Below are 14,413 nucleotides of genomic sequence, written 5' to 3' on the forward strand. Positions count from 1 at the left end.
AATCCCATAGAAATAACCTACAAACATCATCTTGAATAATACGAGTGGGTCGAGCGAAGGTCGACCATTATCTTCAGAGTAATATGAACGAACTTTTTCTGGAATGAAAGAAAAGTCTATGTATCGATCTATTTTTCTTAATAAATGATCATCAGGGACAAGCTCATCAATTGTAACCATTTCTATTTCCATTTGACGCTCTTTATTACTATTAAACATGGGAACACCGCCTTTTATTAATCTAACTATATTATAACAAATTAACGCGGTGAATTGTTAAAGTTTAGGCAAAAAATATAGGCTGTCGAGACTTTCTCGACAGCCTGCGGAGGCCTTTTCATTAAAGACCTCCGTTTTTCTTATGCGGCTTTTGCTTTAGTTTTTCTTAAACTTTGTATGCGTTCATAGGAATATAAGATTAATCCTAACCAAATCAGGGTAAACGTAATACCGTGAACGTATGTGAACGATTCATTAAATAAAAAGACACCAAGTAAAAGCATAATAGTCGGAGCAAAGTATTGTAAAAAACCGACTAAAGATAATGGGATGCGCTTGGCTCCTTGGCCGAACAAGAGGAGAGGGAGCGCAGTGGCGAGTCCTGTTCCAATTAAGATTAAGCCTTCGAATGAAATGCCCATTGCCCCTGTTCCATTAAAACCTAAATAAAGTATATAGATCGTTGCAATCGGTGTGACGATTAATGTTTCAATGGCTAGCCCGAAGATGGCATTCAAATCAACAGTTTTCTTTAGTAATCCATAAAACGCAAACGTAATCGCCATTCCTAAGGCAGCCCAAGGGACTGAGCCGAAGTTATACGTCATAAAAAAGACACCTGAAAAGGCGAAGGCAATGGCAATCCATTGTATCTTTGAAAAACGTTCTTTTAAAAAGATGAAGCCAAAAAATATGCTAATGAGTGGATTAATGTAATAGCCTAAGCTTGCATCTAACACGCGATCAGAATTGACGGCCCATATAAAAATGACCCAGTTTAGGCTAATAATGATTCCAGCAGCACTAATGCCAAATAATTTTTTCTTATTAAGCATGATTTGTTTACATTCGTCCATGAATAAATGCCAACGACGAATTACAACAATGAGCACCATCATAAGGACAAAAGACCATAATATACGATGGGCTAAAATCTCCCAAGCTGATACGTGTTCAACAAGCTTCCAATAAAGGGGTAGAAATCCCCACAGTATGTAAGCACTAGAGGCATAGAGTGTTCCTAGGCGTTCTTCTGACATGTTATACATCTTCTTTCTATAAGATTATGATTTTTGAATTTTAGTACAGTATAGAAAAATTTGCAATTAAGATGCTTTAAGTTGAGGTTGATCCATCATTTAGATACACTAAAAGTAGAGTAGAAGGAGGATGCGCTTTGAAAATACACGTGAGTGACCAAATTGTTGATTGGTTTATGGATGAAATGGATTTAGTTGAAGGAGATGCCGTTCGTTTCTTTCCTAAGTACGGTGGGACGAGTGATTTCCAGGATGGCTTTTCAGTTGGGATTGAACCTGGAAGTGCCGAAGTAGTTGGAGTCGAAACGGAAAAGAAAAATATTTTGTTCCAGATTGATGAAAAAGACGAATGGTTTTTTAAAGACCAAGACCTATACATCGGTTTAAAAGATGGGGAAGTAGCCTTTTCAAACGAGCCAATCGAATAACTAGGGGGATGTGTGATGGCTTGGACAAGAGAGGAAGCATTTGATTATTTAAAAACGGTTTATACAGATGAAGTGATGCAGGATGAGAAACGTCGCGTCTTTAAAATGCTGAATCGGCAACTTTATGAACGTTTAGACGATCTGGCGATTAACAATGCTTTATCTGACAAATCAGAAAAGCAGTTGAAATTTTTTAAAGAATTTACGTTTATGCCCGGAGATAATATTTTTCAGTCGATGCGTTATCTGTTTTTAATGGCGCGAGGTGAAAAAGAGCGTGACCGTCAAACGACTGAACAACATTTAAATCGAATTTATAAATCTTTATTTCAGGCAGCTGGATGGAAGAACCCGGTGATCCCTGATTCATTTTGGGAGACGCCGCTTGGAATCGCCTGTACGATTGCAGAAAAAGGGGTCGAGGAAGTCTACCCGATCCTTGATGAGATGAAATAGATAATCACGTACCTACTCGGCAAGAGTGGGTATTTTTTATGCTTTCCGTCTATAGGCTGAAGAGCCTTTCTTGCTTCAGACTGATTTTGTTAGAAACAAGCAAAATAACGTTTACATCAGGGTTTTATTAACATAGTATTTTTGAACTTATTTTTTTCTGGTCCTCTTCAAGTAGGATTGCCGATCTTTGCGAAAAATATCTTAAACGGTAATGAGTTCGTCTTTAGTACATTGAGTGCGGGATTAGCTGTTGGGATGCTTTTAGGTACCATTTTAGTGGGGCTTATCAATATTAAAAAAAGAAGAGGAATCGTTGCTCTAGCTGCGTTAGGAGGAATGGGGGTTTTTTATACCGCATTTAGCTTGGTTGAAATCTTTTGGATAAACGTCACTCTAGTTGTCCTAATCGGGGTGACGGTCGCTTTTACCAATGTACCGTTATCATCAGCAATTCAACATCATACAGAACAACAATATATCGGTCGTGTCATGAGCCTTGTTCAATTTTCGGCAATGGGATTGATTCCCGTTTCATATTTAATCACAACCCTTTTTATTAGTATGGGTATATCCATTGATGTCATTATGTTGTTTGCAGCGTTAGCGCTTTGTTTATTATCGGTTATTGTCCTAATGAAAGCCTAAATTAGGTATTTTGGTCACTTTTTGTTATAATATAAAGGTTGAATAAGTCTAACTGATATGAGAATAGGAGAATAATAATGCAAGAGAACAAAGACATTCGCAACATAGCGATAATTGCCCACGTTGACCACGGGAAAACGACGTTGGTTGACCAAATGTTACATTACTCAGGAACGTTTCGTGAGAATGAACATGTAGATGAACGTGCCATGGATTCGAACGATTTAGAAAAAGAACGCGGTATTACGATTTTAGCCAAAAATACAGCGATTAATTATAACGATACAAGAATTAATATTTTGGATACACCAGGACACGCTGACTTCGGTGGAGAAGTAGAGCGTATCATGAAAATGGTCGATGGTGTTTTACTTGTTGTTGATGCGTACGAAGGCTGTATGCCACAGACTCGTTTTGTGTTGAAAAAAGCGTTAGAAGATGGCTTGAAACCGGTTGTTGTATTAAATAAAATTGACCGTCCGAATGCTCGACCTGAAGAGGTTGTTGATGAAGTATTAGACCTCTTCATTGAGCTTGGTGCAGACGATGATCAGCTTGAATTCCCAGTTGTTTATGCATCAGCATTAAATGGAACTTCTGGTGACGAGCCTGAAGAACAACAAGAAACGATGGATCCGGTATTTAAAGTTATTTTAGATTATGTTCCAAAGCCTAAGCGTGATGTGGAAGGACCACTTCAGTTCCAAATCACGATGCTTGATTATAATGATTATGTAGGTCGTATTGGTGTTGGACGTGTATATCGCGGACGCATGAAAGTTGGCGAGCAGGTAGCGTTAATGAAAAAAGACGGCAGCGTGAAAAAATACCGTGTCACGAAGCTGTTTGGTTTTATTGGGTTAAAACGTGTAGAAATTCAAGAAGCAGAAGCGGGTGACATTGTGGCAGTTGCCGGTATGGAAGACATCAACGTTGGTGAGACGGTTTGTAGTGATGTTGAAAACCCTGATGCACTACCAATTCCGCGTATTGATGAACCGACATTACAGATGAAGTTTGTCACAAACAATAGTCCTTTTGCGGGTCGTGAGGGTAAATTTGTAACGGCTCGTCAGATTGAAGAACGTCTACTCACTCAACTTGAAACGGACGTAAGTCTCCGCGTTGAGAAAACTGATTCCCCAGATGCCTGGATTGTATCTGGTCGTGGTGAGCTTCACTTATCGATTTTAATAGAAAACATGCGCCGTGAAGGTTTTGAACTACAAATTTCTAAGCCACAGGTCATTATAAAGGAAATTGATGGTGTGAAATGTGAACCTATGGAACGCGTTCAAGTGGACGTACCAGAAGAACACCAAGGTGCAGTGATGGAATCACTTGGTGAGCGTAAAGGTGAAATGCTGGATATGGTGAACCAAGGAAATGGTCAAGTCCGCTTAGAATTTAAAATACCTTCACGAGGTTTAATTGGTTATACGACAGAATTTATGACCCAAACACGAGGGTTCGGGATCATTAACCACTCATTTGATTCTTATGAGCCAGTCGTTGGGGGCCGAGTAGGTGGCCGTCGCCAAGGTGTATTAGTATCTCAAGAAAAAGGTAAAGCGACAAACTACAGCATCCTTGCTCTTGAAGATCGTGGCGTCATTTTTGTTGAACCAAATACAGAAGTATATGAAGGTATGATTGTTGGGGAGCACAACCGTGAAAACGACTTAACAGTTAACATCACGAAGGAAAAGGCTCTAACTAACGTGCGTTCAGCAACAAAAGATAACACACAAACCATTAAATCTACACGTAAATTAACGCTTGAAGAAGCAATTGAGTATTTAGATGACGATGAATATTGTGAAGTGACGCCTGAATCTATTCGTTTACGTAAGAAAATCTTGAACAAGAGTGAACGTGAACGCGCTCAGAAAAAGGCAAAACTAAATAGCTAATATGTAAAAAATCCGCTGAACTTAGTGTCAGCGGATTTTTTGATACAATATTTTGAATTTATGAGATGTTTCTTGAAATTTATGAGGTGTTCTTTGAATTTTATGAGATGTTTTTGGGATTTTTTGATGCGTTTTTCTTAATTTATGGTACATTTGACTACATTTATGAGACATTATTGAAAATGCGGGTCCATAAGTAAACGATCGATTTCTTCCATATGACCTGTTTCATCAGCGATCATATCATCGAGTTTAACAGCCAGTTCAGTCAACCTAAGTTCTTCAGCTTGTTTTTTGCGTTTTTCATAACGGTCAATGGTTGCTTTTTCTGCATCACGTGCAGCTTCAAGCATTTTCTTAACATCTGTCTCTTGAGGAACTGGTGCTGGTTCTACAGTCGGTGTTCCGCCTAATGATTTAATTTTTTCGGCTAAATAGAGAGCGTGACTTTGTTCATCTGAAATTTCGCTTTCGAAAAATGGTTTTAATGTTGCTCGATATAAACCGGATACGACTGCAGCGTTATTCGTATACATAATCGAAGCTGTATACTCATTACTTAAGTCTTCATTTAATCCATCAATTAGTTCTTTCATTTTTTGATCCATAACGATCCACCCTTTCTAATTGAGTTCTAATAATGGTTTTCCCTGAATGGCGAGGAATAAACATTGACGATGCCTCATAAATAAATCCGAATGTCCCACATATACGATACTTAATTAATCATTAGGTGCAATTAAAAGAGCCTCCCATCAGGAGAGGCTCTTGTTCATTATGAAGCGTTACGCTCGAATAATTTAGTCAATTCATGATCGATTTTCTTAAGGTGAGCATCTTTACCACTGTTTTGATATTTGATTAAGGCTTTTTCGACTGAATGCATCACGGATTTAATGTGTTGTTCAGTGTTTCCGTTCGTTTCCACGGATTCATAGAGCTCTGTTTCCAACTTGTTTAGTAAAAATTCATTGCCATGTTGCTTCGCAATGTCAACTAACTCAGTAGCTGAGAAGTTTAAAAATTGTGCTTCTACTACATCTTCAGCGTTTCTTGGCATCACTTTGTATTCATCATAGTTATAAGTTAAAACGCCTGTAATAGATTCATAGTATTGATTGGTTTCAACTAGATGGGTATCTGAATCAATGACAAAATGTCCATTTGAGTCATATGCCTGATAATTGTTAAAGCCATCTTCATCTTCAATGTAAAAATCCTTAATCGTTACAAGCTGACCTTCATATTCTTCTCCAACTTCATCAGATGTGATAATTTGAGGTTCTGGGAGGCCAACATCTTCTTCAACAATTGAAATGTTGGATTCATTCGGTAGAATTTGCAATAAACCGAAATATTCTTCAGTACGTGCCTTAGCACTAATTCGATCGCCAACTTCGGCACCAAAATCACTTGCCCGTACGACAATACCAGCTGTGTCATCTTGAACATAGTAATTGTACATGCCGCCTGCGTAGAATGCTGCAGTAATGATACCTTCAATATGAACTCGTGTATCCAGTTCGGCATCACGAGCAGATTGAATGGTTTGAACAGGGAGCTCTTCCTTAAGGTCGTCTTCATGACGAGGCATTAATTTAAACTCATCAAAATTGTAGTCAACAACGCCAACAATTTCATCATAAGTTTTTCCAACTTCTAAGAATCCAGCATCATTATCAATAACGAATTCACCATCAGCATCACGAGCTGTGTAGTCATTGTATTGATTAACAGATAAAATTTCAACATCTTCCATTTTGACTAGTTGAGCTTCAATCGATTCACCAAGGTCTTGAGATGTAACCAAAGTAGGATTAATGGGTTCATCATTTTCTTCAATGATTTCAGCATTGGCATTTACGATTTGAAGCATGCCATAGTATTCATCTGTTACACCGGATGCCATAATTTTGTCTCCAACGTTAGCTTCTAAGTCACCAGTACGAACCACTATTCCTGCCGTATGGTCTTGAACATAATAATTAGTTTGTCCGCCGCTTTCTACTTTATGAGTGATCGTACCTTCAATCGTAACATTCGTACCAAGTGGGGCAGTTCTAGCATCTGCAATAATTGAATCGCGTTCGAATGCTGGCTCATAGCCTTCATTTAAAGCTGTTAATTCATCTTCAAAGAAAATTCGTGCATCAACTGGTACCTCAGCCCAGTCGTTTGGCATATAGTAGAGCCCTGTTTCTGAGTTCGCAACATATCGATATAAAGCACGATCATCGTAACGAGAGCGGAACACAAAAGGTAATTCCATTAATGGAGTATCTTCTGACCAAATACCTCTATGGTGATCTTTCGCTTCACGTACTGCATCTTGGTATTCTTGGTAAGTTTCTTCAGGTCCAATAGGCCAGATAAAGTATGTTGAAGCATAGCCTTGTCGAACTAATTCTAAGTTAGTGTTTAGGTTATCGTCCTTACGAACAACTTCTGCAAGCACCCGACCATACGTATCAAGTGGTTCCTCGCCAACTTTGATGATCACTTCATCGCCAGGTTGAATAAGTTCACTTAAATATTCAGTTGCTTGGTCACCGTGGTATTTTTGTGAATGGTTTGGATCTTCTAAAATCAAGTCTTCGTCATAATCATTTTGGTGGTAAGTTTCTGGGGTGTCCATGTTTAAAAAGCGGATTGTTGTTTCACCTAAAATAGGTTCGTTTACATGAATAGTATCACCATCAACGATACGATCGACGGTTCTAATGTATTCATCTTGAATGTCATCTTCTGGGGGTTCAACTTCTTCATGACTACCAAGATAATCAAAAGTATCTCTAGGAAAAGCAATCCATTCAACTGTAGGGTCAAAATCATCAGTTGCGTTCGTATCACCAGCTGCCACAGAGTAATCTCTTAGGAGTGTCATATCCTGTGTTTTATGTTGGGGGGTTCCCCAATAGCTACCAGGATCTTCTCCAACTTTTCCGATGGAATCGATGATATCTCCACTACGTGTTTCTTCATCATAGTTTTTAAATATAACAATAGCATCATTACCGTTAAAGTTGTAGGCATACGATGTACCGGATACGTCTGCAACATCTAAAATGGCTTGGTCAGCTTGCCCATGAGCCATAACAAATGTTTCACCTGGTTCTATGGTACCTGTTAAGTCAAGCTCATTTGCAAAACCATCGTCAGGTTCGAATGAAGCACCATTTGTAAATGTAACAATAGAATAAGGGGATAAATCAATAGACTCGCTTGTCCCGTTGTAAATTTCAATCGCTTTGTTATAACTACTACCTTCAATATACTCTGAAATGATTAAATCTTCGTGAGTGTCAGCGATTAGAGGTGTTAGGAGAAAAATACTACCGATAAGCGTGAAAAACGATACTAAACTAATGAATTTTTTCACTAAAGAAACCTCCCTAAATTATAAGTACAGGTCTATTATAAAAGAAGAATAAACATAGTTGTTGTTAATTTTCAGTAAATTCATCGAATTGAGTCAAAAGTCACAGGTTTTTGTCATAAAAAAACTGAGTACCTGTTAAAGGCACTCAGTTTATAGTAAGTCTTACTCTTCAATGTAAGCTTGTTTGATTTGGTAAATACCTTGAGCATTAATATCAAAGTCTTTAACGCTATCGCTCACACCAAGTAGATACTCTTGGTGGTGAACATAAAGCATTGGAGCAAGTTCTACTAACATTTCTTGAGCTTGAGTGTATAACTCTTGACGTGCTTCAGGATCTGTTTCACGACGAGCCTCATCAAGAATTTCATCTAACTCTTCGTCTGTTAAGAATGAACGGTTACCAGGGTCACCATGTTGTGATGAATGGAATAATGGGTACATTCCGTAGTCAGCATCAGATGTTACTGTAGACCAACCAAGAATGAACATGTCGTGTTCACCATTAGCTGTACGCTCTAAGTAAGCACCCCATTCAACTTCTTCAATCTTAACTTCGATACCAATTTCTTTTAATTGGTCTTGAATGGCAACAGCTGTGTCAACACGCTGTTCGTTATCGTTAGTCCAGATTGTCGTTGTAAAACCATCTTCGTATCCAGCTTCAGCTAATAAATCTTTAGCTTTGTCTAAGTCATACTCTAAACCACTTACAGAGTCATCATAACCGAATACAGGTGGTGCTAATGGTCCAATTGCAGGAATACCTACACCATTGTAAACACCTTGGATAATTTCATCTTTATCAATTGCATGAGAAATAGCTTGACGTACACGAACATCATCAAAAGGTTCTTGTTCAACGTTAAAGCCTACGTATGATAAAGAAACAGATGGTGCTTGTAGAACACTAGCATCTTGCATACCTTCTACACGTGATACATTGTTTGGACCGATTGCATCAGCAACATGAGAAGTACCAGATTCAAGTTCAGCTACACGAGAGCTTTGCTCAGATACTACTTTGAAAGTAGCCGTGTCTAGCTTAGCTTTTTCACCCCAGTAATCATCATAACGAGATACAACTACTTTCTCGCCAGGTGTCCACTCCTCAAATTCGAAAGGACCAGTACCTACAGGGTTTTGGTTAATGTAAGCATCAGGGTCGCCGCCTTCTTCCATTTGAGCATAATCTTCTTCAATAATTGCAGGACTCATAATACCAGTACCATTATGTGCAAGGTTAGCTAATAATGGAGCATACGGGTATTCTAAGTTAAATCTAACTGTGTATTCATCTTCAACTTCTACACTCTCAACAGCTTCGAATAAGAAAGCACGAGGAGAAGCGATTTCTTCGTCTACAAGTCGATCGAAGTTAGCTTTTACAGCTTCTGCATTTAATTCTTCACCATCATGGAATGTTACGCCTTCGCGGATTTTGAAATCCCATGTAGTTTCATCAACCTCTTCCCAGCTTTCCGCTAGTCCAGGCTGTACTTCTTGGTTCTCATCTAAAACTGTTAAAGTTTCATAGATGTTTTCAGCAACGTTACTAGAAGGAACGTCATTAGAACCTTGAGTTGATAAAGATACAACGTCAGAACCGATTGAGATTACTAAATCTCCACCAGAACCTTCGTCGCCGCCTTCAGCGTTTTCATCCTCGTTCTCAGAACCAGTCTCTTCACCATCATCAGTTGGTTCTTCTGGTTCGCCATCGCCAGCACAAGCCGCTAAGACTAGTGATAGCATTAGCAATAGAGAAACGAGCCATAAAGTTTTGTTAAACTTCATTGTAGATTAGCCCCCTTAAATTTTGTATCGATTACACAATTATAGTATGTAATCAGTTCTTAATATATATGATTTAAGTAAAAATATCAAGAAAATTTGCAAGGCTAAAACTATTTAAATTACTGAAATAATTACCAAACAATTTTCTATATAATGTAGAAAAAAATAAAGTGAATTTCTAGGGAGCGATTAAAGAAATTCTATTAATTTCATTTTTAGAATTGAAAGAATCCAAAATAGGAATAAATATTCACATTGATCGAATATTTATTAGAAACTATAATTTTCAAATTCAAGAACTATTTTTTGAAAAATCGACATAAACTGAAAATTTAAACTTATTGAAAGCGTTTACAAGAAAACGGTTACATACAAATCTTTATCAAAATTGATGACATCGCTATTATAAGGGGGAGTAGGTTTGATAGAGTGTAAGATTTACCATCGACAAATTTCGTAACCTTGTTGTAAAAAAACTAGAATAATTGTATTATGAAATATGAGTCTTTTCTTGGAAGGTCACCACATAAATAGCTTGAATTTTCCGATTTTTGTTAAAAAAACTACTATTAATAAACAAATAGGGGAGGTTATGACAACATGAATGCTGAACAAGCGAGCAGCGAAGTGACACAAGTGCCTAAAGTTGATAGTCCACTAAAGAGAGCAATGAAAGATTTTTATAATAAGTTAAAGAAAAATAAGACAGCCTTATTCGGTGGCTATTTAATTATCTTTTTAATTGTTGTTGCAATTGTTGGTCCTTATTTGACAAGCTTTAACCCAAGCGAAACGGACTACTCAGTTAAATTACAAGGACCATCTGCTGAACATTGGTTCGGAACAGATCACCACGGGCGTGATATATTTACACGTATTATTCATGGGTTAGGAATTACAATGGGGATTGGATTTTTCTCTACATTAATCGGCAGTATTGTCGGAATTTTCTTAGGTATTGTTTCCGGTTATTACGGTGGAAAAATTGACAGCGTCATTATGAGATTAATGGATATTCTTTTGGCCTTTCCAGGAATCTTACTAGCTCTAGCATTAATTAGTATTTTAGGGGCTAGTTTACAGAACGTTGTTATTGCAATTGCTATTTTCGCAATACCTACTTTTGCTCGTATTGTGAGAGGTTCGACTCTGGCAACGAAAAACTTAGAATATATCGATGCGATGCGTGCGTTAGGTGCATCTGATATCCGTATTATTTTCAAACACATTTTTCCCAATATTTTGTCTCCGATTATAGTCCAAGCAAGTTTATTTATCGCGACAGCTGTTCTATCAGCGAGTGGTTTATCATTCCTAGGACTTGGGGTGCAACCACCTTCGCCAGAATTAGGTGCGATTCTAAGTGATGGTAAAGACTTTATGTGGGACGCAGGTCATATTGCTTTATTCCCAGGATTAGGGATTATGGTAATCGTTCTTGCGTTTAATGTGTTCGGTGATGGATTACGTGACGCTTTAGATCCAAAAATGAAAAATTAGGAAGTAGGTGCAAACATGTTTCAGTTTATTGTTAGAAGGTTGTTTCAATTAATTCCCGTATTATTAGGGGTTACCATACTAGTATTCTCTTTAATGCACCTATCTCCGGGTAATCCAGCGCATATCATTGCCGGAGAAAGTGCACCAGAAAGCACAGTCCAGCAGATTGAAGAACGACTTGGATTGAACGATCCAATTCCTGTTCAATATGCTAATTTCTTAAAAGATGTCGTAACGCTAGATTTTGGTAACTCTTGGAGAACCAGTTTACCAGTTAGTACTGAACTGTGGCCAAAGTTTTGGGTTACATTTGAACTAGCAATATATAGTACCATTTTTAGTATTTTCTTAGGTTTAATCGCTGGTATTATTTCAGCCGTTAGACAATATTCCGTAGCAGACGTATCAATTATGTTGGTTGCATTATTTGGTTTATCAATGCCGAACTTCTGGTTAGGACTTATGCTAATGCAATGGTTCTCGATCAATTTAGGTTGGTTACCACCAACAGGTTGGGGAACGCCAGAACAGATTATCATGCCTGTATTTACGTTAGGTACGATGGGTGCAGCCGTGATCGCTCGTATGACTCGTTCCAGTATGCTTGATGTTATTACTCAAGACTATATTCGGACGGCTCGAGCGAAAGGTTTAAAAGAAAAAGTAGTTATTTATCGCCATGCACTTAAAAATGCATTAATCCCAGTTGTAACGGTAGTAGGTTTACAATTTGGTGGTTTACTAGCAGGTGCAGTACTGACGGAATCCGTATTTGCGATTAACGGTATGGGTAAATTAGTCGTTGACCGTATTTTAGCTAGAGATTTCCCTGTCGTTCAGGCAGCAGTACTTGTTATGGCAGTAGTTTTCGTATTTGTAAACTTAATTGTTGATGTTTCGTATAAATTCTTAAACAAACGAATCGATTTAGATTAGTTTGCCAGTAGAGAGAGGTGAAATCATGAGTGAGGAAATCATTCTAGATGTTAAGGACTTGAGAACTTCTTTCTTCGTCGATGACTTTGAGGTTAAAGCCGTAGATGGCGTTTCTTTCAAATTACCAAAAGGTAAAACGATTGGTATTGTTGGTGAGTCTGGTTCTGGTAAAAGTATCACGGCATTATCAATTTTAAGATTGCTGGAAAAGCCGGGTAAAATCGTTGGCGGAGAAATTAATTTTAAAGGAAACGATTTAACGAAAGCATCTGAGCAAGAGATTCGTAGTATCCGAGGTAACGAGATCTCGATGATCTTCCAGGAACCAATGACTTCGTTAAATCCTGTATATACAGTAGGTCAACAAATCCGTGAAACATTAAAAGTACACCAAGGCCTTGGCAAAGAACAAGGTATGGAAAAAGGTGTGGAATTACTAAAACTTGTAGGAATTCCATCTCCTCAAGAACGTATTAAACAATATCCGCACGAACTTTCAGGTGGTATGCGTCAACGTGTGATGATCGCGATGGCATTAGCCTGTAACCCTGAATTACTGATTGCGGATGAGCCTACAACAGCATTAGACGTAACGATTCAAGCACAGATTCTAGAATTAATTAATGAATTACAAGAAGAATTAGGCATGTCAGTGATCATGATTACACACGATATGGGTGTAGTAGCTGAGACATGTGATTACGTTGCTGTTATGTACGGTGGTAAAGTTGTCGAATACGCAGATGTAAAAACGATTTTCAAAGATCCAAAACATCCTTATACAGTAGGTCTATTAAATTCCATTCCGCGTCATGATATCGATGTGGATGAGTTAGAGCCAATTAGAGGCAGTGTCCCAAGTCCGAAAAATATGCCTAACGGCTGCCGATTTGCTCCGAGATGTCCGTTCGCGACAGACCTATGCATGGAAGAACTTCCTGATTTAGGTGATGTTAGTGATGAAAACTTAGTTCGTTGTTGGATCTATTCAGAACGTTGGGATGGCGATCCGGAGGTGAAAGAACATGGCCCAAAAAGAACTACTTAAAGTCAATAATTTAAAACAGTACTTTCCTATTAAAGGTGGTTTCTTAGGAAGAACTGTTAACCACGTTAAAGCAGTAGACGATGTGACTTTTAATATTTATGAAGGTGAAACAGTTAGCGTCGTTGGTGAATCAGGTTGTGGTAAGTCGACAACTGGGCGTGCGATTTTACGTTTAGATGATCCAACAGATGGAACGATTGAATTTAATGGTGAGGATTTACTTTCATTAAATAAGAAAGAAATGCGTAAAAGACGTAAAGATATCCAAGTCATTTTCCAGGATCCTTACGCATCGCTAAACCCACGTCAAACGGTATTCCAAATTTTAGCTGAAGCAATGGAAATTCAAGACGTTGTTCCTAAAGATAAACGTCGTGAACGTGCTATTGAACTATTAGAAACTGTTGGATTAAATGCAGAACAAGTTGATCGTTTCCCACACGAATTCTCTGGTGGTCAGCGTCAACGTATTGGGATTGCTCGTGCGTTAGCAGTAGAACCAAAACTAATAATCTGTGACGAAGCCGTTTCGGCACTGGACGTGTCCGTTCAGGCGCAGGTATTAAACTTATTAAAGAAACTACAGCGCGAATTCAACTTAACGTTCTTATTCATCGCACACGATTTAGGTGTGGTTCGACACATTTCAGACCGAGTAATTGTAATGTATCTGGGTAAAGTTGTAGAGATTGCCGATAAAAAGTCTTTATTCGATAATCCACAACACCCTTATACGAAGGCGTTACTATCTGCGATTCCAACACCTGATCCTGAAGCTAAAAAAGAACGAATCGTACTACAGGGAGATGTACCTTCTCCAATCAATCCACCAACCGGTTGCCGTTTCCATACAAGATGTCCATTTGCGACTGAAATGTGTAAAACGGATACACCTGAGTTGCGTAACTTAGATAATATGGCTGAAGGACATCAAGCTTCATGTCACCATATTGAAAAAATCTTTTCAGGTGATTTGGTGTCGAAATATTAAAAGGAATTATTTAAACCTAGCCTTCAAGTTGAGGGCTAGGTTTTTAATGTTTTGAATCCTT

Annotated in this window: 13 protein-coding genes; 8 read left to right on the top strand and 5 right to left on the bottom strand. The window is 38.2% G+C overall.

Annotation, left to right across the window (positions count from 1 at the left end):
• Together BMY57_RS05720 and rarD are read right to left on the bottom strand one after the other, a co-directional pair.
• Positions 1 to 219 (bottom strand): transposase (locus BMY57_RS05720; protein WP_501037448.1); only part of this gene is annotated, 219 nt, incomplete at its 3' end.
• Positions 220 to 359: 140 nt separating this feature from the next.
• A complete protein-coding gene (gene rarD / locus BMY57_RS05725; RefSeq protein ID WP_091773072.1) occupies positions 360 to 1,259 on the bottom strand; it encodes an EamA family transporter RarD in 900 nt (299 codons plus the stop codon).
• Between the two features lie 137 nt (positions 1,260 to 1,396).
• Here rarD and BMY57_RS05730 point away from each other — a divergent pair, with 137 nt between their 5' ends.
• From BMY57_RS05730 to typA, 4 genes are all read left to right on the top strand, one after another.
• Positions 1,397 to 1,687: a HesB/YadR/YfhF family protein gene (locus tag BMY57_RS05730; protein ID WP_091773073.1), complete on the top strand. Its 291-nt coding sequence runs from the start codon at positions 1,397 to 1,399 to the stop codon at positions 1,685 to 1,687.
• A 15-nt stretch (positions 1,688 to 1,702) separates the two neighbouring features.
• The gene (locus tag BMY57_RS05735) at positions 1,703 to 2,143 is read left to right on the top strand and encodes a hypothetical protein (protein WP_091773074.1); all 441 of its coding nucleotides are present in this window, start codon (positions 1,703 to 1,705) and stop codon (positions 2,141 to 2,143) included.
• 177 nt (positions 2,144 to 2,320) lie between these two features.
• Positions 2,321 to 2,788 (top strand): MFS transporter, encoded by a 468-nt coding sequence (locus BMY57_RS05740; RefSeq protein WP_369678848.1) that lies wholly within the window; start codon positions 2,321 to 2,323, stop codon positions 2,786 to 2,788.
• A 77-nt stretch (positions 2,789 to 2,865) separates the two neighbouring features.
• Positions 2,866 to 4,701, top strand: a complete 1,836-nt coding sequence (gene typA, locus BMY57_RS05745) for a translational GTPase TypA (protein WP_091773076.1) — start codon at positions 2,866 to 2,868, stop codon at positions 4,699 to 4,701.
• A gap of 173 nt (positions 4,702 to 4,874) precedes the next feature.
• On the opposite strand, the gene BMY57_RS05750 is transcribed toward typA, so the two are convergent.
• The 3 genes from BMY57_RS05750 to BMY57_RS05760 all read right to left on the bottom strand — a co-directional run bounded on the left by BMY57_RS05750 (position 4,875) and on the right by BMY57_RS05760 (position 9,877).
• A complete protein-coding gene (locus tag BMY57_RS05750; protein WP_091773077.1) occupies positions 4,875 to 5,309 on the bottom strand; it encodes a ferritin-like domain-containing protein in 435 nt (144 codons plus the stop codon).
• A 167-nt stretch (positions 5,310 to 5,476) separates the two neighbouring features.
• On the bottom strand, positions 5,477 to 8,080 hold the full coding sequence (locus tag BMY57_RS05755) for a thermonuclease family protein (protein WP_091773078.1): 2,604 nt from the start codon (positions 8,078 to 8,080) through the stop codon (positions 5,477 to 5,479).
• Between the two features lie 162 nt (positions 8,081 to 8,242).
• Positions 8,243 to 9,877, bottom strand: a complete 1,635-nt coding sequence (locus tag BMY57_RS05760) for a glutathione ABC transporter substrate-binding protein (protein ID WP_091773079.1) — start codon at positions 9,875 to 9,877, stop codon at positions 8,243 to 8,245.
• Positions 9,878 to 10,477: 600 nt separating this feature from the next.
• Between BMY57_RS05760 and BMY57_RS05765 the strand changes: the two genes are divergently transcribed.
• From BMY57_RS05765 to BMY57_RS05780, 4 genes are read left to right on the top strand one after another with little or no spacing between them, the layout of a single operon-like run.
• The gene (locus tag BMY57_RS05765) at positions 10,478 to 11,377 is read left to right on the top strand and encodes an ABC transporter permease (RefSeq protein WP_091773080.1); all 900 of its coding nucleotides are present in this window, start codon (positions 10,478 to 10,480) and stop codon (positions 11,375 to 11,377) included.
• A gap of 15 nt (positions 11,378 to 11,392) precedes the next feature.
• Entirely contained in the window at positions 11,393 to 12,313 is a 921-nt protein-coding gene (locus BMY57_RS05770) for an ABC transporter permease (protein ID WP_091773081.1), read from the top strand.
• 25 nt (positions 12,314 to 12,338) lie between these two features.
• Positions 12,339 to 13,361 carry an ABC transporter ATP-binding protein gene (locus BMY57_RS05775; RefSeq protein WP_091773082.1) on the top strand — a complete coding sequence of 341 codons (1,023 nt, stop codon included), beginning with the start codon at positions 12,339 to 12,341 and terminating at the stop codon, positions 13,359 to 13,361.
• Positions 13,339 to 14,352: an ABC transporter ATP-binding protein gene (locus BMY57_RS05780; RefSeq protein ID WP_091773083.1), complete on the top strand. Its 1,014-nt coding sequence runs from the start codon at positions 13,339 to 13,341 to the stop codon at positions 14,350 to 14,352. The genes BMY57_RS05775 and BMY57_RS05780 overlap by 23 nt, the downstream gene beginning before the upstream one ends.
• The last annotated feature ends 61 nt before the right edge of the window (positions 14,353 to 14,413 follow it).

Source organism: Piscibacillus halophilus, from assembly GCF_900110685.1.
In the GTDB taxonomy this organism is placed as follows: domain Bacteria; phylum Bacillota; class Bacilli; order Bacillales; family Alkalibacillaceae; genus Piscibacillus; species Piscibacillus halophilus.